This is a genomic window from Oceanicoccus sagamiensis (genome assembly GCF_002117105.1).
In the GTDB taxonomy this organism is placed as follows: domain Bacteria; phylum Pseudomonadota; class Gammaproteobacteria; order Pseudomonadales; family Dasaniaceae; genus Oceanicoccus; species Oceanicoccus sagamiensis.
Genome location: NZ_CP019343.1, coordinates 946,482 through 971,764, shown reverse-complemented (window position 1 = coordinate 971,764; position 25,283 = coordinate 946,482). Strand labels below are relative to the sequence as shown.

Sequence of the window (25,283 nt, the reverse complement as noted above, 5' to 3'; positions counted from 1 at the left end):
TATTCTCTGCAGCAGGGATTACAGTCTGGCGTTTTTTTATGGGCAGCTAGTTCGTCATTGCCTTTGCGCAATTACGGTATTTTAAAGGTGGTCGATGACCATAGGCTTTGCCAAACGGCTCCGGTTGACCCGGCCAGTGCCAGCCCCGGCTGAATCATATGCACCGCAGAAATCATATAGGCTGTATTATCCTGGCGTTTAATACGGATGTAGCCCTGATCATCGGTGGTATAAAAGCTATGAGCTACAGTGCCCTTATGGTGGGTAAAGACAATGGCGCGGCTGTTGGCAAAGGGTTTGCCCTCCCAAAGTAATTGGGCATTGATATTCGGCTCAGCGGGATTATTGCTATAAGGGTTATTGTTGAGCACCCATTCAAAGCGAAGCCCCAAGGCATAGTCGTTACCCTGAGCATTCTCGACTGCGACCAGACTTTTACAAAAACGTTGGTAGGCTTCAGTAAAACCAAAAGCGGGCAATTGTCTTTTGCGATGTTCTTCGATAACCCAGTTCAGGCCTTCTTTATCAAGAAACTCGGTAAATTTTTCATAGCTGGGGTAAACCACGGTGGAGTTGCCAGAGACATAGGACAGAATGGTTAAGCCCGCACCGAGGTTGGCTTGATTAAGGGCGGGGATATCGCCAAAACGGGTACTGACTTCCGTGGGGATGTTTTTGCTGTTGTTGTTACTGTTGTTGTTAATGTTGTTGGCCAGAACTATTTCAAAGTCTTCAAACTCGACCGTCATAAAGGCCAGAGCATTGCCCTTAAAATCTTGCCCCACTTTAAGGTTGGCAACAATAGGGTCATTGATCGACGGGGAATAATCGAGAGGCTCAATCCAAAATTCATGGGCGGCCAGACGGCCGCTAAAAAGAATGAACCATAAAAGGCCTGTTTGCAGTATAAGTTTATTGTTGTTGAACATAATTTTAGGTCTAATACAGACTTGTTAACTCCCCGTTACCGTTTGAGGATAGTAGCCTGTTGTTAAGGTTATTGACATAAAAAAACTATGAAATTACCTGCTGTACGTTTTGCCTTAATCATCGGATTGCTGTTTGCTGCCATGGCCTCCTATGGCCATGAAATTCGACCCGCTATTGCAGATTTGGTGGTTGCTGATAAAGGCGAGGTAAGCCTAACCATCAGCCTTAATCTGGAGGCTTTAATCGCGCAAATTGGCCCTGAGCATGAAGATACTTCGGAGTCCGCCAATGCGGCTTACTATAATGAATTACGTGCGCTGCCTCCGGCTGCGCTGCAAAAGGCATTTACTAATTTTTCACCACGCTTTCTTGAGGGCTTGCATTTAACCGTTGCGGGCAAGGTGCTACCACTGGATGTGGCTGCTGTCAGGGTCAATCAGGTGGGGGATCTCGATCTGGCGCGCTTGTCGGAGTTACGTTTAGCGGCCCAGCTCCCGGTCAACTATTCCCCGCTAAGCTTGCGCTGGAGTGAGGCCTTTGGTGCGATGGCGCTGCGTGTTAGCACGGCTACCCAGGCGGATATTTATACGGCTTATTTACAGCAGGGTGAGAGCAGTGCGGATATTGCTTTGGATGTGGTTGTACCGCAAAGCGGTTTCAGCGTATTTGCTAATTATACCGCGATTGGTTTTGCCCATATCTTGCCAAAAGGTCTGGACCATATTTTATTTGTCGTCGGCTTGTTTTTGCTCAGTGTCAGGCTTAAACCACTGTTGTGGCAGGTGACCAGCTTTACCCTTGCTCATACTGTAACACTGGCTTTGGGGATGCTGGGTATCGTGCAAATCTCGCCATCGATTGTTGAGCCCTTGATAGCCGCTTCCATTGTTTATGTCTGTATAGAAAATATTTATTCCGACCATTTAAGCCGCTGGCGTCCGCCGATTGTTTTTGCCTTTGGTTTATTGCATGGCCTGGGTTTTGCCGGTGTGCTGACGGAAATTGGTTTGTCTTCCAGTCATTTTGTGACTGGCTTAATTGCTTTTAATGTCGGTGTTGAGTTGGGGCAGTTAACGGTGATTGTGCTGTGTTATCTGTTACTGGGCTATTGGTTTGGCAATAAACCCTGGTACCGCCAGCGGGTGACTATTCCGGTTTCCTTACTGGTCGCTATGGTGGGTGCTTATTGGCTGGTTGAGAGAACCCTGTTGTAGAATACGCTTTTTATAACAGGCATAAAAAAACGGGGCCAGGCCCCGTTTTTATTTTAAGGCTGCAATGGCTGATTAATAATCAGTCCAATCGCCGCCCTGGAAGCCACAACCGGTTTCCATTGATTCCCAATCGCCATCAAAGTAAACCCACTTAGTACCTTCTGCTTCACAAGAGCCTTTAGCACCTTCCATTGCACAGTCGCCTGCACCGTGAGTGCCGCCAGTATTGTCGTCCATGCTACCCAGAGTTTTACAACCGGCAACGTTGGCTGGCTGCTGACAGGTTTTAACCTGCTCATCCATCATATTGTTCTGTAGCATATAGACACAGTGACCGTCACCTGGCTTACCTTTTGGTGAGCCATCATCTTCACTGTGAAGACCGGCAAATACGCTGCTAGTTAATGTCATTGCTGCGGCTAAGCACAGGCCTTTAGAGAATAAGTTCATAGTTTGTTCCTTATTAGTTTTCTGTGGTTGTTAGGTTAAGCATAGATCATGTTTTTGGCTAAAGCTATGCGTGGCATGGCCAGGCTTAGCACTTATACGCTGTTTACTACCTTTTAGATGACTTTAAGCCCAATCTTAGGGCTTATCGACCTCGTGGCATTCATCTTCAGTGCGTGGGTTACCGTCGTCCGCACACTCAATCCCCTCTTTGGCCACCCATAGCGGGGTACCCGCAACAATCATGGTGGGTACTGCTTTATAGCCTTTCAGGCCAGCAATACTTAAGTCGTGAAGCGGGTTAATAATGACATCAACCTGGCCTTTTTTCAGGGCTTTATCACAGACTGTTAAATCATTCACATATTTGGTTTTAACCGTATGCTTTGGCATAAAGGCTTTGGCGGTTTGGGTGGTCAGTGGGCCGGCACAAATGCGAATCTCCGGGCGTGCGACCAGATCACCAAAGGTCTTGATTTCAGTGGAAAGTTTGGAGCCTTCAGGAATATGCACAAATTGGCTGGAGGCCGACATGGTGCAGCTAAAGCGGCGTGAAGTGCGACGGCGAATACCTTCGGTAACGCCACCGGTGGCGTTTAACTGACTCACAAAATCGATCTTATTGGCCACCAATACAGACGTGGCGGGCAGGCGGCCAGGTTTAAGTACAACGCTTTCCAGCTTTAGGTTAACACCATAGTGCTTGTTGATCTCATCAAACACAGCCTGCTGGTATTTTTGGCTGATACCGGAGAAGTACCAGGAGGTATTGGCATCGGTTTCAGGCACCCCCTGCACCAATTGACGGATCACGCCGGTCTCTAAAATATCTTTAAACATCCCCACGGGTTTTTCTGGCCATTGGTTTAAGTCAGGGTGGGGCAGGCAGTCAGCCATGCGGACAATATAGTCTTTGGAGGCACCGGGCATATTGGCCGGCTCCGTGGCTAAAATTTCCTGATCTTTACCGCTGGCCATAACCCGGACCCAGCCAGCATCAAAGGCACGGATAAGCTGTTCGCGGCCTTTGGCGATTTCTTCAGGTGACCAGTCACCGCTGCGCACTGGCAGTTCTTCAACCTTGGAAAAATCGGCACCGGCATGGGCACCCGCATAGCTGGTGCTGGCTTGAAAGAGTAGCGCGCTGCATAGTGCAGCCATCAGGCCAAAACGGCGGCCGCGATTAGTGGGCATAGTGGGCATAAAACAGTCTCCAGTCGTTAAAACTATTGTCTTCTTATATCGGCAGTAATCAAATTAATAATTACTGTTATTTGTTAAGCTTTGTTAAGTCGTTACTAGTACAGCGCTGACAAACTTCTTAAGGCCAGTTCTTCCCCCAGAATAGTGCTAAACAGATTTTTGACTGGGTTATGTTGCATCGAGAGGCGCTCAAAATGCGCCGCTCGCTGGGTGATATTCTGGTAAGTCGCATCGCTAACGGCTTTATCCTGTTCTGCCCATATGGCCAGCCAGCTTTGCAGATAGTCGGCGGTTAAAGCCTGCAATGCCTCCAGTGCGGTATCTGTTGGCTCGGCGTCGGTCATAAAAAAGTAGGGGGAAATATAATTCCTCAGCCATAAGCCTCTGGGGGCCATGGTGGTAAACTGTTCGCAAGCTGACGTATAGGGTTTTTCCAGCGAAGCGAAAGCCTGCTCATAATAGTCGCCATCGGCGGCCAAATCTTTATGTGGAAATAAATCCAGATCCAAATGCAGTTTGTCATTCATCACGCTAAAGTCACTGCCAAAGCGAGGTACGTCATACTGGTAGTCAGGCTTGATAACAACCAGCGAGGCGACCATGCCGGGGCCGGTGATAAATTCTGAAATAACCATTTTTTCTAAACGCGTACCGTGAAAAACATGCACTGACCCAATGGCATCCCCCTTCAGTGTATTGATGGTATGCAGATCTTGATACTGCTCGTCGATGGTTAATTGCAGAGGCTCTTTGACCGTAGCAAAAATATGCTGGCTTAAGGGGTTTTTAAAGTTCACGTTTATTCCTTAGGGGTCTACGGTTGAAAAAATAAAGTCAACCAGGCTGGCCGCTGTAGCCTCGTTGATATCAGGGTGGGCCAACATCATTTCCTGCCCCCAATTGCCACCGCCACCATTGATGATTTTATCGATCAGCATAGTTTTATCTTGAGCGGTATAGCGTTGGGCTATTGCTTTAAAGCTGGGGCCTACGCCCGGGTCCTCTAACGTGTGGCAGGCAAAGCAGTCAAAATTATCGCTGATATCATCCATATCGATACCGTCGCTATGCAACTCACCATAACAACTGCCCGCCATTAACAGTAGTAGCGAAAATTTTTTCACACTTTTTTCTCACGCTTATCGGCAATAGAAATACCCGGATGCCAGTTTTCATTAGCGCCTTTGCCTTGCTGCATAATTTTTGCAGCTATTAAATAGGCCCTGCCATCGCGGTTGGCCTTTTTAGCGCGGCCTAATGCCTTGGCCATATCGTCAGGCTGTATAACCTGTTCAGCTTCAACACCAAATGATTCGGAAAGTTTTACAAAATCAACCGGTGGGTCGCCCAAATAGCAGCTGATATCTTTCCATAGGTGGCGTCGCTGTTTATCCTTTGCCAGTGGTGAAAACTGATAAATCCGCTCCCGCTCACCGTCATAGGCTTCGTTATCAAAAATGACAATAGTAATAGGGATTTCATGCCGGGCGGCCATCCACAAGGTTTCACTTTGGCCAAATAGAAACCCGCCGTCCCCTAATAAGCAAACGACTTGTTTGTCGGGCTCGGCGACTTTAACACCCATCGCTGCACCTACACCCCAGCCGAGGGCAAAACCTGTCGTTTGACCGATCAGGCGTTTTTTATCCTGGGCAAAGTTCAGCCATTTTAACGGTGTGCGGTTATTGAGTTCGGAAACAATAATGGCGTCTTGCTCTAACTGTTGTTCCAATTCATGACCGACACGATCCCAGCTCATGGGGGAGGCATTCCAATCGGGCTGTGCTTTTTGCCATCGCTTTTCCTTGCGGCGGTTAAATTTCCCTTCTTCTTTTTCCAGTCGCGGTTGGGCAATAGCAGCGAGTTCTTGTTCGCTGATCAGTGTTCGCAATGTGTCTTTAATAGCGACAATAATTTCCTTCATGCCACCGGCAATCGCCAGGTCGGTGGGATGGATATTACCGATATCCCCATACTCAACCCGGGCGTGAATAATTTTGGCTTTCTTGGGTGGTGGTGGTGCAATAATGCCCCAGCTTGGCATTTCGCTGCCGAGATTTAAAAAGACATCGGAGCTGAATACACCGCGGGGTGCACCGGGCCCATAAAAGCCGGCAAACAGTTTATGGTTAAAGGGGAAATCACCATAAACCGAATAACCCTGGCTAACGGGGGCTCCTAACATTTCCGCCAGTTCTATCACGTCATTGACGGCACCGGCCCGGGTAACTTCATGTCCGACATTGATAAACGGTTTGTTGGCTGCCAGCAGCATTTGAGCCGTTTGTTCAATCAGATCTTGTTTAGGAGGCAGGTTAACATCCACCCTAAATAAGCTCTGCGGATAAACGGTTTGTTTCTGGCCTCCGACATCCAGTACATTGCGTGGGTAGCGAATATGTACTGGGCCACCAGGTGGGGTATTGGCCATTTTCAAAGCGCGGCGAGTAAATTCACTAACACGTTCAATATGGTGTATTTCCCAGGCCCACTTGGTAAATTGCTTCATTGGCTCCAGCCAGTCATCCATTTGCTGAAACTGGTTGCGGCCGCGGTAGGTGGTGGCCTGAGCGTCGGAAAATACTGCAATGGCGGAGCGGTCTTTCCAGGCGTTATAGAGGTTATTCATAGCATTGGGTACAGCTACGCCGGGTAAAAACAGTGCCGCGGTCTTGCCGCTGGCCAATTCATAGCCGTGGGCCATGGCGGCGGCCTGGCCCTCTTGCAGGGCGAGAACAAATTTAATCTGCGGCCTTAGCGCTAACGCATCAAATAAGGCGCTCATACCGGTGGCGGTGGTGGCAAAGATATATTCAACATCGGCGGCCAATAAGGTCTCAATCAGAATATCGGCACCGGTGCCTTCAACCACTTTGCCGGAGCGGGGCAGGGGCTCTGGCGCGGTGGTGGTGGTTGAGCTATCGCTCACCATATTACCCAGCGAATCGGCAGCAGCGGTAGAAAAGCCCAGTGCCATTAACGCCTTGCCAAAGCCTCGGCGTGACAATTGGCCATCAAGTAACTGCTTAACAATAGTCTGAACGGTGCTATCGGTCATGGCGGTTTCTGCTGCTTATTATGACTGTCGAGGCCCAGTATAGGGTGAGCCTTAGAGAGAATAAATATCCTTAACAGTCTTTACCATTTCTTTACTATTTGTCGGCATTTCTTGCTGGGGCTTTGTAATATTATGAGCCTCAGAAGACCGTTTTTGAGTCCATGGAGTAAAAATGAAGTTTGGACCTGCTATAAAAATAATACTGACCAGAGCTATCTGTTTTCCCCTCTGCCTGCTATTTGCTATCTCTGCCCATGCCGGCAGTTGTAATTATACCCAGGAAAATATGTTTGCCGGGCCTTTTAAGGTCTGTGCGGAGTCTGTGGACCAGGCTCGTTGTGAAGAGTTTGCTACTGAGGGGTCGAATGCAGATGCCTCCTATGACGAGGCAAGCTGTTCTACGGATAGTAGTATTGGTGTATGTACTCTGGAACAGTTTACTCTGACTTATTATACGGGCAATGCGGAAGACCTTGAGGTGGGCTGTAGTTTTCAGGGCGGTGATTGGACCTAGTTAGTCTACCCTGCCTGGTTTCTCTTTTTTCTGACGTATTGATTATCACCACGGGATTATATCGACAAGCGCCTATAACAAGCGCTATATTCCCTCCGGTATATGACTAATCAAATAAAAAGCAGTGTCATCCTATTACTATTCTATAGTGTCCTTTTTGCGATACCGATCGTGACCGTAGGCTATTCTATCCACGGCCCCGAGCTTGCCTTGCTGGCTGCTTTGGGTGTTGTGATCCTGGTCTTGCTTGGCCCGATACCGTTTTTCTTTGCCAGCTCCATTGTGTCGCAATCGGAACTGATAGTGATTGCGGTGTTGGGAGTGATTATCCTGTTGGCCTGGATCAGAGCAGTTGTCCGAGGCGCCGGGCATTATATGCCATATATATCAGTAAGTAGTTGGGCCTTAATGGGCGCCTGGTTTTGTGTGGCGCTGTATTTTGCCCATGCCGCAGCGCACTGATCCATAACTAGCCCTATTAAGGGGTTAAATCTGATCCCACTCAAATAAATCCGGCACCAATAATTGCTCAACCTCAGCAAAAGCATTAGGCGCTCCTTCAGCCAAATGCTCACGGTTAGACATAGGGAAAGCCTCTCTGCCGCCTTCATCCGGCAACTGTCTGGTTGCATCAATAACAATCTTGCTGGTGCGGTTGCGTTTTACCTGGCTGGGGTCAGTTTGCAAACCAAAAGCCCGTTCCAAAATTTTTGATGCAGGGTGTGGCTGCCAGCGAGAGCCAATGGCAAACATCACTTCACGGTGATCAAGAATATTAATATCTTTATCAACTACCACCACGACTTTGGCGATCGGGTTGGTTTTGGCAATAGACATGCCTGACTTGATTCCTTCACCGGCTTCCTGTTTATCAATGCTTAATACCACCATGCCCATCGTGTCATGGGGGTTGGTATATTCAACAATATTGGGAATTTTCTTTTTGAGTGATGTTGCATAGAGTGCGTCTGCTGGTGCCGTGACCATGCCGCGCTGCATACCGGTAAAGGCATTCATTAACCATGGGTTTTTGCGGTGGGTAATAGTGGTGATGTTAATCACAAAATTTTCTGATTTTGCCGGGCCCATATAACCGAACATTTCACCAAAGGGGCCCTCTGGTTCCATAGGGCCGTCCAGAACAATTTCCCCTTCAATCACCATTTCCGCATGGGCGGGAATCATTAAATCATTGGTTTCGGATTTAACGATATCAATGGCTTTACCGCGCATACCGCCGGCAATATCCAATTCGTAAATAGGGTCTTTGGTGGTAAAACGATTTTTGATTTTGGAGCCGCTGATCATCCAGATAACCGGGTCCTGACCAACCACAATGGATAATTTCAAGACTTTGTCGCCGCGTTTTCTTGCCGCCATAATCATCCGGTGGCCAGTCTGGTTGGGCTCAGGGTTCATTACCAGTTTGCGGGGGCCTTTGATTTCATTGCGATAGGTGCCGTAGTTAGGGCCCATCTTGGGGTCATCCATAAAGACCGAGCCGGTATTGACATAGCGGCCACCATCACCCGGGTTGGTTTTAAAAAAGGCAAATTTTGTAATATCGATATCATCGCCAGTCAGTACTATTTCCTTACAGGGGGCGGCACTGGCTTCAATTTCCCTTGGCGGGATCATTGGATATTCGCCATTGTTGTCAGCCAGCATTTTTTCCAGATAGCCTCTGGCTTTGCGGTAGCTGGCGTAGTTATCATTTTCTATAGGATCTAAACCCCAGATCAGACAGTCGGTAATCCAGTGCCCCTGATGATTGGCAAACATCGGGCCTTCAACCCATTCGCCATCAATTTTTATTCGGTCAAACATAAAGGCAGGTGCACCGTACATGCTGAACTTATCGGTGGCGCGATAAAATAATGCGGTAGCATGGTAGGCATCCTGATCGATTTCAGGAATACGGTATAACAAACCGTGAGCATCCAGTGCGGCAATCCAATCCCGAAAAGAATCAAAGGGCGCTTTGGGGGCATTGGCAATCGCTTGGGCATCGCGTTTTGGCGCTACCGGTGTGCCATTGCTCATGCCTTCGGATAAAGGCGCGCAGCCGGCAGCGGCAAGGGCCGCTACACCGGTGGCGGTTAAAAAGCTGCGTCGTGAAACGTCAGTATTAATAGACTCTTTCTCGCTCATTGTTACACCCTGAATCGATCTAATAATTCATCATCAATACCAAACTCTTCCCCCATAGCAATAAACAGGTCAAGGGTAACGATTTGGCTGCCTTGTTCTTCAGAATAATCTTCTGCTTCTTTAATGACTAACTTGCGCACCGGTGCAGGGATGCCCATTAAGGCTTTCATGGCGCCTTCATCCCAATCCAGATTGGTACGAACATCGGCGGCCTGAATGGAATCGGGGGCATCTTTCAGTTCGTGCATGGTGTAGTCAGAGGTGCTGGTGTGGTAATAAAACTTCCGTTGATGATCACCCAGGCCTACGGGTAAGTTCATCGTGGTTAAGCGCTCGGCTCTGTCCATGGTGGTTAATTCTTCATCCATCACTATCGCTTCAATATTGGCGATAACAATGCCGCTACTTTTTTCCAGCAGATTAATTTCTTCCACGGTGCACTCCATAATTTGCGGGCATTCCTGCAAGCTGGGTGGCTTCACTTTGCGTGAGGGAATTTGGGTAAAGCGCGTATTATCCAGTTCGTTGGTGCCTGCGGGGTAAAAGCGGGCAGTCTCCATCATATCGTCCAGATAATCCATCGGTGGGCAATTAATGACAAACTCACCGGTTTCCTGAATATTGGTTAATGTGTGTGAGCCCTGACGCATACCTAACATAATGCGCGGATTTTTTTGCATAACATCCCACTGCATAATATGGGAGTAGGGAGCGGCATTCACTTTGCCATGTTTATCCAGTGTGGTAATCACGGTGATTAATTTGGGAAATACCCAAAGATCAGAATACCAAAAGGGTTTTATTTTTATTTCTTTTTTCATGGCGTATCCCCATGTCAATAGGACGTTAAGTGCTAGAAATTATCGGAATCTATAGTCATTGCCTCAAAGGTACTCTGCCAGTTCACTTCAGAGCTGAGCTGACCCTCTTCGTCATCCTGAATTTCAAAGGTTTTATTATCAGACTCAGGGTGAGTCAGCGCTGCAACAGCAACTGCGGCGACATCGGCGCGAGAAATAGTCGATGGAATGCCGTCTGATTGAGTAAACTTTATTTTTTTTGTATTAAGGGGTTCATCGGTTAGGCCGCCAGCGGGTCGCAGAATGACATGATTCAGGCCAGATGCTCGCAGGTGTAATTCTGATTTATGTTTCCAGGTCAGCACGCCGTCGCCAAACCAATTGAGGGGGTGGGTCCACCAGGTGGTGCCGCCGGAGGTGACTAAAATAAATTTTTTGCTTTGCGCGGCCTTGGCGGTATCAATAAGGGCGACTACCCCTAAGTAGTCCACGTTCTCAGGGTTATTGGTGCCTTCTGCTCCAATCGGCGTGCCAATAGTAGAAATAATATAGTCAGTGCCATTGACGGCTGCGGCCAGCGTCTCTTTTTGGGTGACATCCGCTTTAACCAGTTCAATATCGTTGCCGAGAACTTTTTTTCCCTTTTCGATACTGCGCACCATTGCCCGAACGCTATAGCCTTGCTGTAGCAGTTGCTCAACGACCAATTTCCCGGTGCCGCCGGTGGCTCCAGCAACTAATACCAAACCTTTATCGCTGGCTATGGCGTTGCCAGTAGTAAGCAACCATAAAAAAAACGTGGTGTAGATAAGCCGTATCATAGTGAGCATCCGTTGTTTGTTATCTAGTTAACTTTTACCCTTTTATTTATTTACCAAGGCAATTCTTTACCGTTGTACTGCAAGAAAGAGCCGGTGGTTTTTATCGTTAGGCCATCGATGTTGCGCATCATATCGCTGGCGGCAACAGCGGGGTCGCGCAGCTTGCCTTTAACTCCAAGCATAAACTCAGTGTCCGTTGGGCCGGGGTTGACCAGGCCAACAATGACTTTTTTACGTCTGAGTTCTTTGGCCATGGTTGCGTAAGCCATATTCAGTGCCGCTTTCGATGAGCGGTAAATATACAAAATACCGAAGGTCTTTTTGATCGAGCCCATACTGGACGAGACTGCGATAATCTTTTTCTGTTCGCTGGCCATAACATGGGGAAGAAACGCTTCTGCCATTTTCATCGGGCCGTGCACGTTAACATGCATAACCTTATCGTAAACAGCGTAATCAATACTGCCCAGCTTTTGCGAGTCGCTACCGCCGGAGATTCCCGCATTGTTTAATAGGATATCAACAGCTTGCCCTTCATATTTTTTGGCCAGTGCATCAATGGCGGCATGGTCAGTGACATCCAGCTTTTCTACGGTAATATTGCTGTTGGATTTTGCCAGTGCGTTGAGCTCAGTCGCTTTTTCCGGTTTGCGGGCGGTGGCAATCACGGTATAACCCTGATCCGCATACTGTTTAACAAATTCCAGGCCAATACCTCGGTTGCCGCCAGTAATTAATACCGTGTCGGCAACCGTAGCAGCCGATAAAAGCCATAAGCAGCTAAGTAGTAGAATCTTTTTCATAAATCTCTCAATATTTTAATTTTTAGTTGTTTTCTTGTTCTGTCTTTTTACCCAGATACAAACCAATAGCAGACCACAGTGCGGCAATACCGGCGCCGACGATAGCCACACCGACCATGCCCAGACCAATGCCCTGAGTTAAGCCGGCAAAGGCCCAGCCCCAGAAGGTATCGCCACCCCGATAGACCACCACATCAATAACGGGTTTGGCCTTAAAGCGGGTTTCCTGATCGACATGGGTAAATAGCATTTCCCGCGCTGGGCGGGTAATCGCGTAATTACCACCGCGACGGAAAATTTGCAGACCGACGACCACACTTAATAGCGGCACCATGGCAACTGTTAGCAGTCCGCCCATCACAACGATAGGCAGCAGTGCCAAGGTCCAACCCAGGCCCACTTTGGTGGCCAGGCGTGAGGTAATAAATAAACCGGCAACAATGGTTAGTGTGTTAGTGGCTAAATCCATAAACGCCCAGATCTCGGTGCGTTCTGCACGGCTCATATCGGCCATCAGATTTTTTAATTCCAAATAAATAAAAGACCCTATGCCGGTATAGAGGAATAGAAACAAACCTATACCTAACAGGAACGGGTTTTTCAGAAAGAGTGAAAAGCCATCCAGTGAGTTGCCGCCCATTGAGCGCATTTCTGCCGTGTGGTCGGCATTGCCCAGTTCAGAGGTTTTAATACTTTGCAGGAAGTAAATAATCGGCAGGGTAGCCATTAATACCACGCAGGCTACCAGCATGAGGTTATAGGTGCCCAGGTCAGAAAATAGCAGCGGTATTGACGGCCCAATCATGGCGCCAATACTGGCTCCGGTGGTGATAATCCCAAACAGGCGTTTTGACTGGTCTTTGGTATAGATGTCAGCCATAAAGCTCCAAAATACCGAGACGGGAAATAAGCTAAAGACACTCACCCAAATATAAAAGGCTTTATCAATCAGTGCCGTATCGCTGACAAAGCTGGAGGCAAAATAAAACAGCACAAAGGTGGCGGCAAAAAAGCCATAGACACCAGGCACGAGATTTTTGAGGGATATCTTTGAAATCGCGGTGCCATAAGCAGCTACGACCACAAAGCTAAAGAAGAAGTTAATCGTCCATAGTGTGGCCACTTCGGCATCGGACCAGTCACTGGCCATAGCATCCCGTACCGGCCTGAGAATGTAATAGGCGGCCATTAAAATCAGCACTAGCAGAAATGAGGTAACGGTAGCCTTGATTTCGTGGGGTTCTACCTTGGAAATAGTCTTTAGCATATTGGCCATTGGGCCGGAATTATTGTTTGTCACAACAGGGTCTCATGGTGAATGATTGCTTATTAGGATGGCAAACACACTACGATAACAGGGGGGTAATTACTACTCAGCACCGGCGTATTTACATATCTTTTACATTACGTTGCCGGGGCTTGATAAGATCAATGCTTGAGGGTTTTGCAGGGGGCTTTTGCAGGGGGCGGGCCAGTGTTTACAGGGGCTTGATGGGGCAAGAGCTTCGCCGGTTTTATTTTGTGTACAGTGTTGCATCTATTATCGGAATAATTCACACTTTTTGCCGCATTATCGTCGCTTTCTCACTATATAATGTTGGCATCTTTGAGATTAGCCCTAAAATAATAAGTATCGTTTTGTCAGGAGTAGTGTTGTGTTGAGATTTATCCCCTTGTTGGTAGCGGTTTCCCTGTCCCAGCTTAGTCAGGCCTCGGTGTTTGGTGAGCATAGCCGGGGTGCAGAGGTCTCCGACAATTATCCGGCCTCCTTGGCCGTGGGGCGGTTCTCAGAAGCTCTGGTCGATGGGAAAAGCTGCGACTGGGAGCATGCCGACGATATTCATCTTAAGACGGATCGCGGTAACTATAAGCTGAGCAGCTATACGGTGGCGCCTGATTCCATCAAAATACTGTGTGAGGGCAAGCGACCTTTTTATATGTTTAATATCCCTGCCAAATATCTGGGCCCCGCGGCCCAGCAAGGTGATGTGGCGGTTTGGTTTGGTAAGGAAAAGGATCGTGCGGGCTGTGAGGGTTATGTTGGCTGCGATAAAGTCCATGTTCTGGAGCTTTACCATACGGTTGTTGAGGGTAAAGAGGGTGCCGAAGAGCTGCAAGATTGGTAGCTAGATACTGCAATAGCCCTGAAAATAAGGCACTGAAAACACGAAAAAAGGCGAGCTATAGGCTCGCCTTTTTAGTGTCTTTGAAAAAGTGCTGTGGTGAAGCCTTGTGGCGCTTACTCGCTTTTTGGCTTATTGCTTAACGTAATGTGCTTGGGCCCGGCCATGCTTTGTTGGCCGCTGACACCGGACTCAATTTGCTCAATAGCGCCACCGGCTTTTAAAAACGCCGCGGTCTGTTCTTCAATCGAAAGGGATGTTTCGCTAGCGTCTGGCTGTTTCTTCTTTGACGCTGCGGTTTTTGGTTTGGCTGCCATGGAAAAGGGGCCTTTATTAACAATCGGGGGACATTATACACAAAATCCCCAGCTTTGTTGGGCTTCGCTTAATGTCGTTATGGTGCTGACTCAAAGTGGTGCGGGCTATGCCATTAAAGGGCTGCATTGAATTTGGGGTGGCTTTTCGCTAGAATGCGCGACCCTTCTAAGGCCTATAACAACAATTCCTGCCGATTAGAGAACCTGTTTTAGTCAGGAGCCATACTTTACGTGTGAGGCGCCTGCTTTTGCCATGATTGAGAGTATGACATGTTTGAGTTTCACCCAAGTAAAGTCGCCACTGTAAAAAATGATGTGCTATCGGGCTTAACCGTTGCCCTGGCGCTGGTGCCGGAGGCGGTCGCCTTTGCTTTTGTGGCGGGTGTTGAGCCGCTGGTGGGCTTATATGCCGCGTTTATGGTGGGTCTGATCACCGCCTGTATTGGTGGTCGTCCGGGTATGATTTCGGGTGCAACCGGTGCCTTGGCCGTGGTGATGGTGACTCTGGTTGCCGACCATGGTGTTGAGTATCTATTTGCTACCGTCGTATTGATGGGCTTTTTGCAAATACTGGCGGGTGTCTTAAAGCTGGGTAAATTTATCCGTATGGTGCCACACCCGGTTATGTTGGGTTTTGTTAATGGCCTGGCGATTGTGATTTTCCTGGCCCAGTTAAGCCAGTTTGGTGTTGCCGGTGAGCCGGGTTGGTTAAATGGCACCTTTATGGAAGGCTCGATTGTCGATGTGGCCTGGCTGGAAGGCGATCAGCTGTATATGTTGCTAGGCCTGGTGACCATCACCATGATGATTATTCACTTCCTGCCAAAACTCACCACTGCGGTTCCGTCGTCGCTGGTAGCGATTGTGGCGGTGACCTTATTGGTCTTTGGGCTGGATTTAAATACCCGCGTTGTAGGCGATGTGGCCTCTATCAAAGGTGGCCTGCCGACTTTCCATATTCCTTCCGTGCCGTTTAGTTTTGAGACGTTTTGGATCATCCTGCCTTACTCGATTATTCTGGCGGCGATTGGTTTGATTGAGTCTTTGCTGACCTTGCGTCTGGTAGATGAAATCACTGAATCCCGCGGCCGCGGTAATAAAGAGTGTATCGGTCAGGGTGTTGCCAATACCGTCACCGGTATGTTCGGTGGTATGGGTGGTTGTGCGATGATTGGCCAAAGCATGATTAATGTGAATTCCGGTGGCCGTGGTCGCCTCTCCGGTATTACCGCTGCACTGTCCCTATTATTATTTATTCTGGTGGGCTCAGCGCTGATTGAAAAAATTCCTCTGGCTGCATTGATTGGCGTTATGTTTATTGTGGTGATTGGTACCTTTGAGTGGAGTAGCTTCCGGATTCTGCGCAAAGTCCCCCGCAGTGACGCGCTAATCCTGATTACCGTATCGGGTGTGACCGTCGCAACGGATTTAGCGGTGGCGGTTGTTGTCGGTGTGATTGTTTCTGCGCTGGTATTTGCCTGGGATCACGCCAAGCATATCCGCATCGAGTCCAAAGAAGATCATAAAGGCTCTACGGTTTATGCCGTAACGGGCCCGCTGTTTTTTGGTTCGGTTACCTCTTTCCTTGAGCACTTTGACCCCAGCACGGATAACGATGATGTGGTGATTGATTTTGCCCGTTCAAGAGTGGCCGATCATTCGGGGCTAGAGGCTATAGATACTTTAGCGGAGCGCTATGTTAATGCAGGTAAAACCCTGCACCTGGTGCATTTAAGTGCAGAGTGTCGCAAGCTATTGAAAAAGGCTGGCAATATGGTTGAAGTGAATGTGATCGAAGATCCTAAATACTTTGTAGCCGAGGATGCGCTTGCTTAATTAACTTCCCTATATCAGGCTATAAGCCAGATATAGGGAGGCTTGGATTATTTATCCAATGGCTAATAGTCTGGCGTTAAAAAACGTATAACAGGCCCATGCCCATTTCATAAAAACGCTCATCGACATCAAAGCTCACTTTTACACCCTGCACAGTATCGTCAATTTCTTGCTCATAGCTGTTATAGCGGATAATTGCCTGATAGACGAGACTGTCGCTCAGTGGAATACTCCATTGAGCAGCCGCACTGTAGCCACTGACATCACCGCTGAATGTACCGGTTAGATCATCAAAATCAACATCGTCCTCTTCATCCATATCGCCTTCATCCGGTGTGCCAGTGAGGTCATTGTCGGCGTCCATATCGGCATAGGCAATACTAAACCCCAACTGCCCGGCAGTGCCGAGGGAAATGCCATAACCCACGCCAACGAATAGGCCAGACTCTTCAAAGGTATCGGTAAAAGCAGCGGTGATATCACCTTCGGCATCTTCAATAACCGAGTCGCGTGCTTTAAAGTCTATTTCAGTTTCACCGGTTTTATAGCCGCCAAAGACGGTAAATTCGGGAGTGATATTCCAGCCTAGAGTAATATCGTAATCCTCACGGCTGGCATCGCCTGTTTCTCCCTCTTCGCTAACATCGGCATCATCAAATGACTGGGAGAGATTTACCGCGGCATAAAAATCACGATAGCCGGCTCTGGCGGTTAAACTGACCACTTTAAAAGACAGTTCGCTATCCAGTAATTGATCCAGCTCTTGTGTTTTATGGCTAATTTGCCCGCCCATCATCCAGGCAATTTCAGATTCTGCCAGTGCTATAGAAGGCGACATAAGCACTGCTGTGGATAATCCCATTAGGGGTAGTGAGAAAGCGTGTATTGACCGGCGCTTGATAGGGTTATTGATCATAATTAAATTCCATGTCCGTTTGAAGAATAAGTATTAATACAAGGCAAGGGCGTAACAATGATTGGGCGTTATTGTTTACACAGCCTAAAGGGGGATCCAGTGCAACAGTGTTGCACTTTAAGAGGAAAAAGCAAGGGCTTTGCGCTATGGCTCGTCTGTTAGCCAAGGAATAAACAGAGCAGCAGTTGTAGAGTGCCACTGCTCACAATAATTTACCCAATATCTCCACGGCTTAACAACAGCTCGGTTTCTTCGCTCCACTCTAACCAGGTTTCTTCAAACCGAATACCCAGCTTTAGTGTTTGATAGGGGAGGGCGTATTGTTTAAATTTGGCGGGGCTAAGTTGTTTTAGATTGTGGGCAATGGTTTTATAGCTGGCCAGATTTTCTTTATGTTGTCGCTGCTGCCGATGCAGGTCTTCCAGCAGTTGTTCAGGGGTGCTGCGTTGGCCGCCAAAGACCTTGATTAAAAACGTATCCTTAATCTTCATTTCTTTGGCTGGCAAACTTAACCAGCGCTGCAATTCCTCACCACCGCTATCCGTCACCTGATAAATTTTTTTATCCGGCTTACCCTGTTGGTTAACGGCTTCCGCCAGAATAAAGCCTTTATCCTCAAGCCAGGTTAATTCCTTATAAACCTGCTGAAAACTGGATGGCCAGAAGAAAGCGACACTTTGATCAAACCGCTTGATCAGGTCATAGCCAGAGCCTTTGTCGATATCAAGCATGGCTAACAGGGCGTGTTTAAGTGACATACAGGATCCATTTATTCAATTATTTCAACGGCTTATAGTAATTTTGACAGCATAAGCCAGTACAGTTGTATATTCAATTATTTGAGTATAAAGTAGTGGGCATATTATTCAACTAATTGAGTATGCATGAGGATGTCGACCATGACTACAGAAGCAGCCGCTAAGCCCTCCAAGGGCTTAAAGCCCAGCACGTTAAGAATTGGTACCCGCTACCGCCCAAACCGTGTCGATGATAACTATGATGTGATTGTGATTGGCTCAGGTATGGGGGGCTAACCTCGGCAGCTTTGTTGTCGCAGATGGGTAAAAAGGTACTGGTGCTTGAGCAGCATTATACCGCCGGTGGCTTTACTCATGCCTATGATAGAAACGGTTATGAGTGGGATGTGGGTGTTCATTATATCGGTGATATGGGAGCCAAAACCGCCGGTCGTGGTTTATTTGATTTTATTAGTAACGGCCAGTTGCAATGGGCGGAAATGGACCCGGTCTATGACCGGATTATTCTAGGTGAAGAAAGTTTTGACTTTGTGGCGGGCAAAGAGAATTTTAAAAACGAATTAAAAAAACACTTCCCGGAAGAAGCCTCCGCTATTGATGCCTATGTTGAGTTAATCAGTAAAACCAATAAATATATGGGGCAAATCACCCAGCAAAAAGCTTTGCCCAAAGGCTTGCTCGCCGTTAAAGGTTTGTTAGGCAAAAACAAAGTGCCTGACTATGTCTTTCAGGATACCTACAGTGTATTAAAAGGCTTAACGGATAATGAAAAGTTAATTGCTGTGTTATGTGGGCAGTGGGGTGATCACGGTTTACCTCCAAAAAAATCTACCTTTGTTATGCATGCCATTATTGCCCGTCATTATTTGCACGGTGGTTTTTATCCTATTGGTGGCGCTTCCAAAATTGCCGAAACGATTATTCCGCAAATTCAAACGTCAGGGGGTGATGTTTTTACCTATGCGGATGTGACAGAGATTATTATTGATAATGGCCGCGCTACGGGTGTTACCATGAAAGATGGCCATAAGATTTTTGCTCCCACTATTATTAGTAATGCCGGTGCGATCAATACGTTTACCAAGTTGCTGCCCAGCAGTATCAGTCAATCATTGGGCTATCAACAAAAAGCTGAATCAGTAGAGCGCTCTATGTCTCACCTGGGTATGTATATTGGCTTAAAAGGCACCCCTGAAGAATTAGATCTGCCAAAAACCAATTTATGGATTTACCCCAGTGCCGATCACGATGGCAATGTGGCGGCGGCAGAGGCTGACCCTAAAAGTCCGTTCCCTGTGGTTTATGTTTCTTTCCCCTCAGCAAAAGACCCCGATTTCCAGCGCCGCTATCCTGGCCGTTCAACCATTGAGATTGTTACCGGCCCCTGTGATTTTGAGGAGTACCGTCAGTGGGCAGATAAAACCTGGGGCAAGCGCGGCGATGACTATGAAGCCTTTAAGGAAGAGTTGTCGCAGCGGATGTTAGCTGCGCTATTTAAGCAGATGCCGCATTTAGAAGGAAAAATAGATTATTACGAAACCTCTACGCCGTTATCCACGGATTATTTCTGCCGCTATGAACACGGTGAAGCTTATGGTTTGGCACACACCAGGCATCGCTTTGAGCAGGAGTGGTTAACACCGCAAACTAAAATCCCCGGTTTATATTTAACGGGTCAGGATATTGTCAGTTGTGGTGTGGTGGGTGCTTTAATGGCGGGGATGGTGACCGCAATGAAGATTTTGGGTTTGCGGGGTAGTGGTAAATTACTCAAGATGATTAAAGCGGCTTGATGATTTTTCGCACTATGGTGTTGCTGTGTGAAATAGCGATTTTGGTGGTGGTTTGGGCGAGTAGATAGCTTGGGAACGAGCTTAGGTGGGTAGAAGGTTCCGGGGCACGCTTTTCGCCATCCATGGCCGCTCTTCGTTGGCATCCCTGCCAACGACGGCCCCGGAACCTTCTACCCACCTAAGCTCTAGCGTCACGTTTGCAAACTTTTTCAAGTTTTTAGTTGTGCATCTATTTTTTTCAGCGTTCAAATTACAGCGAGAAATTGAAGGTGTGGGTGAGGGCTTATGTTTCAGGGGCGTGAAAAAGAGGGACCTTTTTCACGAGCCTTGGGCCTGCCCCGCGACTGAAGGGAGTGCTTTGGGTACATGGACGAACTTGTAGCGTCCCCTGAAACATAAGCCCTCACCCATACACTCCACTCCACTAGCTTCCGCTAATTAACACTAACGACCGCTTAATAGCTCATCCATCTCCAGACGTTGCAAGGCCAAAAACTCACGACGCGTTTTAGGGCCATAGGTGACAAAAGAAGGCTCAGGATTATTTAAATAATTTTCCTTGGTTACTGCAATAGTATCTTGCAGTGTGGCCACTTTAATATCGCCGGTGCTAATGCCATAAGGTACCGCTGCATTTAAACCAAAAATCTTGGCGCGAGCTTCCGGGGTCATTTTCGGGTAGCCGTATTTTTCCTGATACTCCTCAGAAATCTGGAAGGTACGGAAGGCTTGAATCTGGTCTTGCGGCGAACCGTACCAAATACAATCTGTGCCCCATAAGATTCTATCTTCACCCACATACTTCAGCAGCTTGCCAATAGCGTGGCCGGCTTGATCCGGGTCCTTCATCAGGTCGCGCCAGGTAGAGCCCAGTTCTGCATACACATTGCCGGTATTGCGAGGGATATTATTATCTTGCAGCGATTTAATCAGCGTATCGATACCGCTAAGTTTTTCTGCATTGGGATTGTAGGGGCCTTCTTTCTTTTTATGCTCATAACCCGAGTGATAAATCATAAAGGTCATATCGGGATTGTTTTTGGCGGCGGGGCCAACATCCTTTGGGCTGGCGTACTTATAGGTTTCTTTACCCATCACCGGTAGTGGCAGGCCTTTGTGAACACAGATATTTTTAACACCGGTTTTACGGGCGCTATCAATAAATTTCTGGCCAATATCGTCATCCAGATAATAGCCGGTACGGTTAGGGCCAAACTGGGTATAAGATTTCCATGCCGAAATATTCCAGGTCTCGGCAACTTCCTGCATGGTGTCCAGGTCGCGCTGGTAGGTGGGCATACAGCGGCCATGAATTAATAAACGCTTGGTGCCTTCCAGTGCGGCTACAGCATCGCGGGTGGCGGCAGCTTCTGAATAGGTGGGTAGCATTTGCTCTTCATAAAGTGGGCCAATAGACAGTACCGCCATATCGGTATCACTATCCATAAATACTTCTTTGATATAAGAGTCACCGGTCAGGCAGGCCACATGGCCGAAGTCATCATCTTTATTGGCATAGTCACAGGCATAATGAGGGGCAAAAAATTTAAAACCGGGGGAGACTTTGTTTTTGATACCGGTACGCCAGCTTTCATAGTCGCCCACATGGTGGCCCTGAATATCAAAGATAAAGTCTTTTTTACCTAAAATATCATCGGCCAGGGCAACATCGAGGCCAGCTTCTTCAGGCAGATCGTAAAAGCCGCCTTTTTTACCCGCCGCGGCATTAACTGCATTAAAGGTTAACAATGTACTGGCAGCACCGACCATAGAGGTTAGAAAGCCGCGACGCTTCATACCGAGTCGTTTGGCATTGTCGGTGGCGGTTTTGTGGGCTTCAGCATTGGCAACGACATTGCGCCGCTCTAGTGGCAGAGGTTCATACTCACCGTTTGAGGTACTATCGACTTTTATAGGAAGTAGCGTGCCATCAGGATCGTGCTGGTTGGATTTGCTCATTGGCCAAGTCTCGGTTGTTGTTATTGATAGGGTAAATCTACTGTAGATGGCAGCGGGTGCCTAGTGATTAATTGTGATCTTTACAAAAATTGATGTTTGCTATGGCGATTATTGATAATACACTGCCATCGACATAGCAAAAATGAATAGACACGATGATAAAAAAAATAATAGCAGCGGTTCTGTTACTACTAAGCCTCTGGTTATTAGTGGGCCTGATTAATCTAAGGGGTATTGAAACTCCGGTTATTCTACCAGCAGGGGAGGGCTTGTCGGCCTTTGATCTGCAAGGCCTGACTTGCGAAGATTATCGTATCCCCACTCGCTTAACCCCCGGTAGCTGGTTTGAGTTTGATATTGTCGGTGAGCTTTGTTGGACTGGGCAGTTGGCCGATAAAACTTTACAAGTGCTTATCGCCGGTGCCGGTTATGGTCCGGTCTATTGGGATTTCCCCTATCAACCAGATACCTATTCCTATAAGCGTGCCGCGCTGCGAGCGGGCTATGCCACGTTTAATTATTATCGAACCGGTATTGGTGCCAGCGACCACCCCTTTGGCATCTTGGTCAATGTTGAAAATCAGGTTTATGTGCTCTCACAGCTGATTGATTTTTTGCAGGCTGAGAAGTCGGTTAATAGCGTTGTTACTGTGGGGCACTCTTTGGGTTCTGTGATTGCCATGGTCCATGCGGGGGACTATTCAAGGCAGCTTGAGGGGGTGGTTCTGACCGGTTTTCTGCATAATTCTAACCCGGGTTTTAATCTGGCTATGCGCGACGGCACGGAACTGGCAATGTTTGCCAGTGACTTTGCCGGAGATATTGTTGACCCGGTCTATATGCTATCAAAACCCAATACCCGTAAAGATATTTTTTATACCCTGGCTAATACTGACCCGCAGGTGCCAGTAGTTGATGAATTAAATCGTCAGACCTTAACGGTGGCTGAAATTATTTCAATGCTGAAATATTTTAAAATGCCCGCTAGCAATATTGAGGTGCCGGTATTAATTGTTACCGGTGAAGATGATTTTGTGGTCTGTGGTGGCGAACTATCCTGTAAGGATTCTCAAAAAGTGGCCGATTATGAGCAGTCGTTATTTCCAAAGTCTGCCTGTGTAGACACTCTTATTCTGGCAGGGGTTGGGCATAATCTAAATCTACATAAAAACGCCCGGCAACCTATCAGTTGGTGCTGGATTGGTTGGCGAGGCGATTAACTAGTGGCTGTGGTTAATTTCTGGGTACTAATCTCTGGGTACTAACCCCTGGGTGCTAACCCCTAGGTGCTAATCCCTAGGTACTAATCCCTAGGTACTAAGGGCCCAACCTTACTCATACCCCCAGGCAAACTAAAATCACGCCATACCTGGATTTTGCCTTTCTTTACTAAAAAATAACCGGCAATTTCAAAGTGCATACTGCGCTTATCATTCTGTGCATAAAAGTGATCAAAGCGCTCATTAATCACAATCGGCCCAATCGCTTCAGAGTTGCGGGTAATCCATTCCACTTTTTTCATCGACTTTAAAAATTTATCTAACACTTTAATAAAGTCATCTTTGCCGACAATATCAGGGCGGCCTTCAAACATTTGGTAAATAATTTTTTCGTCCAAAAAGGTCGTTAGGTACTCCGCATCCATTCGCGACCAGTCATCACAAAAACGAGTCACTAAATCCACGTTGGCCTGTTCTTCTTCGGTCCAGTGATCTTTTTTATTACCCATAACCGGCTGGTTTGTTGCTGTTGCACAGCCGGCGACACTGGCCGTGGCTAGTCCGGCCCCGGCGAGCATTAAGGCGCGACGGTTAAGTACGAATGCATTATTGTCCATTATTATCTCCGTTAATTATTGACTTACCACTTTTTGCCGCCGTTGATGATGTCAGCATATTTTTTATCAACGGCGCTAATGGCATCTGGGGCTAATTCATCCAGCCACTCGCGGTTGCGTTTTGAAAAGGGTGTCTCCCGGCCTTCTTCAGGGAAGGGTTTGGTCGCATCGATCACCATTTTAGAGCCTTTAAATGTAGGGCCCTGTTCGGCAAGGCTGGGGTCCAGTGGCATGCCGCGCCCACCAACAATGGCGTAGGCATCTTCCGGTTGCCAGCGGGCAGCGATGGCGTTATCAACCTGCAAGGTGTCCAGCACATCAACATCTTCATCGACGACGACAATTAATTTATAAATCGGCACAATGGCTGCCAACCGCTTACCGGCTTTTATGCCCTGACCCGCTTTGGTTTTTTTAATGCGAACATAGGTAATGCCGGGGCGTGCAGTGGTGAGTGTATTTCAATTAACTGCGGCACTAAGCGTTTTAGATTGTTGTTATAGAGCGCGGTAGTTGGCGCAGTGCTATAGCCACGGGTGGCGCCGGTAAAGACATTTAATACCCAGGGGTCACGGCGGTGGGTAACTTTGGTAACGACCATGGTGAAGTTGTCGGCTTTTTGTGGGCCCATATAACCCATCATTTCACCAAAGGGGCCTTCCGGTTGCGGTGGTAAATCAAAACGCACTTCACCTTCAATGACTATCTCCGCATGAGCGGGGATAATCAGGTCGTTGGTTTCACTTTTGACAACTTCAAGCGCCTTGCCGCGCAGGCCGCCAGCAACCGCCAGTTCATCAACCGGGCCTTTGCTTAGAAAGCGATTGATGACGCGGGAGCCACTAACAATCCAGACATAGGGGTCCTGGCCAACAACAATAGAGATGGGAGCAAATTTCTCACCCCGCTCTTTAGCCGCCATAATATGTTTCCAGCCGGTCTGGTTGGGTTCAGAGTTAACGCTGATTAGGCGCGGGCCGTGAATCTGGCAGCGGTAGGTACCAAAATTGGGGCCACCTTCCGGGTCGGAGGTAAAGATAGAGCCGGTATCAATATAGCGGCCGCCATCGGCGGGGTTGGACTGAATAAAGGCAAATCTATTCAGGTCAATGTCATCGCCGGTCAGTACCACTTCTTTACAAGGCGCGTTGGCGTTATCGACTCTGACAGGTTCTATTTGCGGATAAACGCCTTTAGTAATCTTCTCTGCCAGAAAATCAATCGCTTTGCGATAGCTGGCGGTGGGGTCATTGGGTACAGGATCAAGACCAAAGGTAATGGCTTCGCTATGCCAGTGCCCCTGATGATTGGCTACCACCGGGCCTTTAATCCACTCGCCATTGATTTTGACCTCTTCGGCCAAAATGGCGGGGGCATTGGTCCAGCCATGTTCCTCAACCAGGCGGTACATTAAGGCCGTCATTTCATAGGCATCCTGGTCCAGTCGTTTAAAGCGCAGTAATAGGCCGCGTTCTTCCAGAGCTTGCAGGTGTTGGCGAAAATCATCAAAGGGCATATCAGGCGATAAAGCTTTGGCACTATTGCTGGCGGCAGCAACGCTCACACTATCGCCACCGCTACTGGCACTGGCAGAGCCCGCCGCGGCGCAGCCTGCGGTCACAGCGGCTACACCTACAACACTGCCAGCTATAAAGCCGCGCCGTGACAGGCTGGGGGCAGTGGGTTCTGGTGTTTGATTCGCCGGTGGGTGGTTCTTGTTCGCCATGGAGTGTCTCCGAAGTGGTTTATGACCTATTTAAAACAGGCAGTATCGCCAAGCTGGGAAATAAAAATTTAATAATT

The 25,283-nt window shown here is 47.9% G+C and carries 26 protein-coding genes; 8 read left to right on the top strand and 18 right to left on the bottom strand.

Annotated features, from left to right (window positions below; translation table 11 throughout):
- Positions 1-71 precede the first annotated feature (71 nt).
- On the bottom strand, positions 72-929 hold the full coding sequence (locus tag BST96_RS04375) for a DUF4198 domain-containing protein (protein WP_085757527.1): 858 nt from the start codon (positions 927-929) through the stop codon (positions 72-74).
- Between the two features lie 87 nt (positions 930-1,016).
- Here BST96_RS04375 and BST96_RS04370 point away from each other — a divergent pair, with 87 nt between their 5' ends.
- Positions 1,017-2,144, top strand: a complete 1,128-nt coding sequence (locus tag BST96_RS04370; protein ID WP_085757526.1) for a HupE/UreJ family protein — start codon at positions 1,017-1,019, stop codon at positions 2,142-2,144.
- 72 nt (positions 2,145-2,216) lie between these two features.
- Here the strand turns inward: BST96_RS04370 and BST96_RS04365 are convergent, their stop codons facing one another.
- The 5 genes from BST96_RS04365 to BST96_RS04345 all read right to left on the bottom strand — a co-directional run bounded on the left by BST96_RS04365 (position 2,217) and on the right by BST96_RS04345 (position 6,852).
- Complete coding sequence (locus BST96_RS04365; RefSeq protein WP_085757525.1) at positions 2,217-2,594, bottom strand: hypothetical protein; 378 nt, start codon at positions 2,592-2,594, stop codon at positions 2,217-2,219.
- A 135-nt stretch (positions 2,595-2,729) separates the two neighbouring features.
- A complete protein-coding gene (locus tag BST96_RS04360; RefSeq protein WP_085757524.1) occupies positions 2,730-3,794 on the bottom strand; it encodes a type 2 periplasmic-binding domain-containing protein in 1,065 nt (354 codons plus the stop codon).
- 95 nt (positions 3,795-3,889) lie between these two features.
- Complete coding sequence (locus BST96_RS04355; RefSeq protein ID WP_085757523.1) at positions 3,890-4,591, bottom strand: hypothetical protein; 702 nt, start codon at positions 4,589-4,591, stop codon at positions 3,890-3,892.
- 9 nt (positions 4,592-4,600) lie between these two features.
- A complete protein-coding gene (locus BST96_RS04350; RefSeq protein ID WP_085757522.1) occupies positions 4,601-4,918 on the bottom strand; it encodes a c-type cytochrome in 318 nt (105 codons plus the stop codon).
- Positions 4,915-6,852: a thiamine pyrophosphate-binding protein gene (locus tag BST96_RS04345; RefSeq protein ID WP_085757521.1), complete on the bottom strand. Its 1,938-nt coding sequence runs from the start codon at positions 6,850-6,852 to the stop codon at positions 4,915-4,917. The genes BST96_RS04350 and BST96_RS04345 overlap by 4 nt, the downstream gene beginning before the upstream one ends.
- A 172-nt stretch (positions 6,853-7,024) precedes the next feature.
- On the opposite strand from BST96_RS04345, the gene BST96_RS04340 reads away from it, so the two are divergent.
- Together BST96_RS04340 and BST96_RS04335 are read left to right on the top strand one after the other, a co-directional pair.
- Positions 7,025-7,366, top strand: coding sequence for a hypothetical protein (locus BST96_RS04340; RefSeq protein ID WP_085757520.1), 342 nt, complete (start codon positions 7,025-7,027; stop codon positions 7,364-7,366).
- Positions 7,367-7,537: 171 nt separating this feature from the next.
- Positions 7,538-7,828 (top strand): hypothetical protein, encoded by a 291-nt coding sequence (locus BST96_RS04335; RefSeq protein ID WP_157117849.1) that lies wholly within the window; start codon positions 7,538-7,540, stop codon positions 7,826-7,828.
- Positions 7,829-7,852: 24 nt separating this feature from the next.
- Here BST96_RS04335 and BST96_RS04330 read toward each other — a convergent pair whose 3' ends face one another.
- The 5 genes from BST96_RS04330 to BST96_RS04310 are packed head-to-tail and all read right to left on the bottom strand — an operon-like array spanning position 7,853 to position 13,241.
- Positions 7,853-9,517, bottom strand: coding sequence for a UbiD family decarboxylase (locus BST96_RS04330; RefSeq protein ID WP_085757518.1), 1,665 nt, complete (start codon positions 9,515-9,517; stop codon positions 7,853-7,855).
- A gap of 2 nt (positions 9,518-9,519) precedes the next feature.
- Entirely contained in the window at positions 9,520-10,338 is an 819-nt protein-coding gene (locus BST96_RS04325; RefSeq protein ID WP_085757517.1) for a flavin reductase, read from the bottom strand.
- A gap of 32 nt (positions 10,339-10,370) precedes the next feature.
- The gene (locus BST96_RS04320; protein ID WP_169713906.1) at positions 10,371-11,138 is read right to left on the bottom strand and encodes an SDR family oxidoreductase; all 768 of its coding nucleotides are present in this window, start codon (positions 11,136-11,138) and stop codon (positions 10,371-10,373) included.
- A 50-nt stretch (positions 11,139-11,188) separates the two neighbouring features.
- A complete protein-coding gene (locus BST96_RS04315; RefSeq protein WP_085757515.1) occupies positions 11,189-11,941 on the bottom strand; it encodes an SDR family oxidoreductase in 753 nt (250 codons plus the stop codon).
- Between the two features lie 22 nt (positions 11,942-11,963).
- Positions 11,964-13,241, bottom strand: coding sequence for an NTP/NDP exchange transporter (locus tag BST96_RS04310; RefSeq protein WP_085757514.1), 1,278 nt, complete (start codon positions 13,239-13,241; stop codon positions 11,964-11,966).
- Between the two features lie 355 nt (positions 13,242-13,596).
- On the opposite strand from BST96_RS04310, the gene BST96_RS04305 reads away from it, so the two are divergent.
- The gene (locus tag BST96_RS04305) at positions 13,597-14,067 is read left to right on the top strand and encodes a hypothetical protein (protein ID WP_085757513.1); all 471 of its coding nucleotides are present in this window, start codon (positions 13,597-13,599) and stop codon (positions 14,065-14,067) included.
- A 113-nt stretch (positions 14,068-14,180) separates the two neighbouring features.
- Here the strand turns inward: BST96_RS04305 and BST96_RS04300 are convergent, their stop codons facing one another.
- Positions 14,181-14,381 carry a hypothetical protein gene (locus BST96_RS04300; protein WP_085757512.1) on the bottom strand — a complete coding sequence of 67 codons (201 nt, stop codon included), beginning with the start codon at positions 14,379-14,381 and terminating at the stop codon, positions 14,181-14,183.
- A 270-nt stretch (positions 14,382-14,651) separates the two neighbouring features.
- Here BST96_RS04300 and BST96_RS04295 point away from each other — a divergent pair, with 270 nt between their 5' ends.
- On the top strand, positions 14,652-16,217 hold the full coding sequence (locus BST96_RS04295) for a SulP family inorganic anion transporter (RefSeq protein ID WP_085757511.1): 1,566 nt from the start codon (positions 14,652-14,654) through the stop codon (positions 16,215-16,217).
- 76 nt (positions 16,218-16,293) lie between these two features.
- Here BST96_RS04295 and BST96_RS04290 read toward each other — a convergent pair whose 3' ends face one another.
- Together BST96_RS04290 and BST96_RS04285 are read right to left on the bottom strand one after the other, a co-directional pair.
- A complete protein-coding gene (locus BST96_RS04290; RefSeq protein WP_085757510.1) occupies positions 16,294-17,055 on the bottom strand; it encodes a hypothetical protein in 762 nt (253 codons plus the stop codon).
- Positions 17,056-17,345: 290 nt separating this feature from the next.
- The gene (locus tag BST96_RS04285) at positions 17,346-17,891 is read right to left on the bottom strand and encodes a PadR family transcriptional regulator (protein WP_085757509.1); all 546 of its coding nucleotides are present in this window, start codon (positions 17,889-17,891) and stop codon (positions 17,346-17,348) included.
- 141 nt (positions 17,892-18,032) lie between these two features.
- On the opposite strand from BST96_RS04285, the gene BST96_RS21210 reads away from it, so the two are divergent.
- Together BST96_RS21210 and BST96_RS04280 are read left to right on the top strand one after the other, a co-directional pair.
- The gene (locus tag BST96_RS21210) at positions 18,033-18,167 is read left to right on the top strand and encodes a hypothetical protein (protein ID WP_276206924.1); all 135 of its coding nucleotides are present in this window, start codon (positions 18,033-18,035) and stop codon (positions 18,165-18,167) included.
- Between the two features lie 23 nt (positions 18,168-18,190).
- On the top strand, positions 18,191-19,684 hold the full coding sequence (locus BST96_RS04280) for a phytoene desaturase family protein (protein WP_240554889.1): 1,494 nt from the start codon (positions 18,191-18,193) through the stop codon (positions 19,682-19,684).
- Between the two features lie 444 nt (positions 19,685-20,128).
- Here the strand turns inward: BST96_RS04280 and BST96_RS04275 are convergent, their stop codons facing one another.
- Complete coding sequence (locus BST96_RS04275; protein WP_085757508.1) at positions 20,129-21,643, bottom strand: amidohydrolase family protein; 1,515 nt, start codon at positions 21,641-21,643, stop codon at positions 20,129-20,131.
- A gap of 155 nt (positions 21,644-21,798) precedes the next feature.
- Between BST96_RS04275 and BST96_RS04270 the strand changes: the two genes are divergently transcribed.
- Complete coding sequence (locus BST96_RS04270) at positions 21,799-22,863, top strand: alpha/beta fold hydrolase (RefSeq protein WP_085757507.1); 1,065 nt, start codon at positions 21,799-21,801, stop codon at positions 22,861-22,863.
- 83 nt (positions 22,864-22,946) lie between these two features.
- Here the strand turns inward: BST96_RS04270 and BST96_RS04265 are convergent, their stop codons facing one another.
- From BST96_RS04265 to BST96_RS04255, 3 genes are read right to left on the bottom strand one after another with little or no spacing between them, the layout of a single operon-like run.
- The gene (locus BST96_RS04265) at positions 22,947-23,480 is read right to left on the bottom strand and encodes a limonene-1,2-epoxide hydrolase family protein (RefSeq protein ID WP_085757506.1); all 534 of its coding nucleotides are present in this window, start codon (positions 23,478-23,480) and stop codon (positions 22,947-22,949) included.
- Positions 23,481-23,503: 23 nt separating this feature from the next.
- Positions 23,504-23,854 (bottom strand): UbiD family decarboxylase domain-containing protein, encoded by a 351-nt coding sequence (locus BST96_RS21205; protein ID WP_085757505.1) that lies wholly within the window; start codon positions 23,852-23,854, stop codon positions 23,504-23,506.
- Positions 23,855-23,868: 14 nt separating this feature from the next.
- Positions 23,869-25,206 carry a UbiD family decarboxylase gene (locus BST96_RS04255; RefSeq protein ID WP_085757504.1) on the bottom strand — a complete coding sequence of 446 codons (1,338 nt, stop codon included), beginning with the start codon at positions 25,204-25,206 and terminating at the stop codon, positions 23,869-23,871.
- Positions 25,207-25,283: the final 77 nt, after the last annotated feature.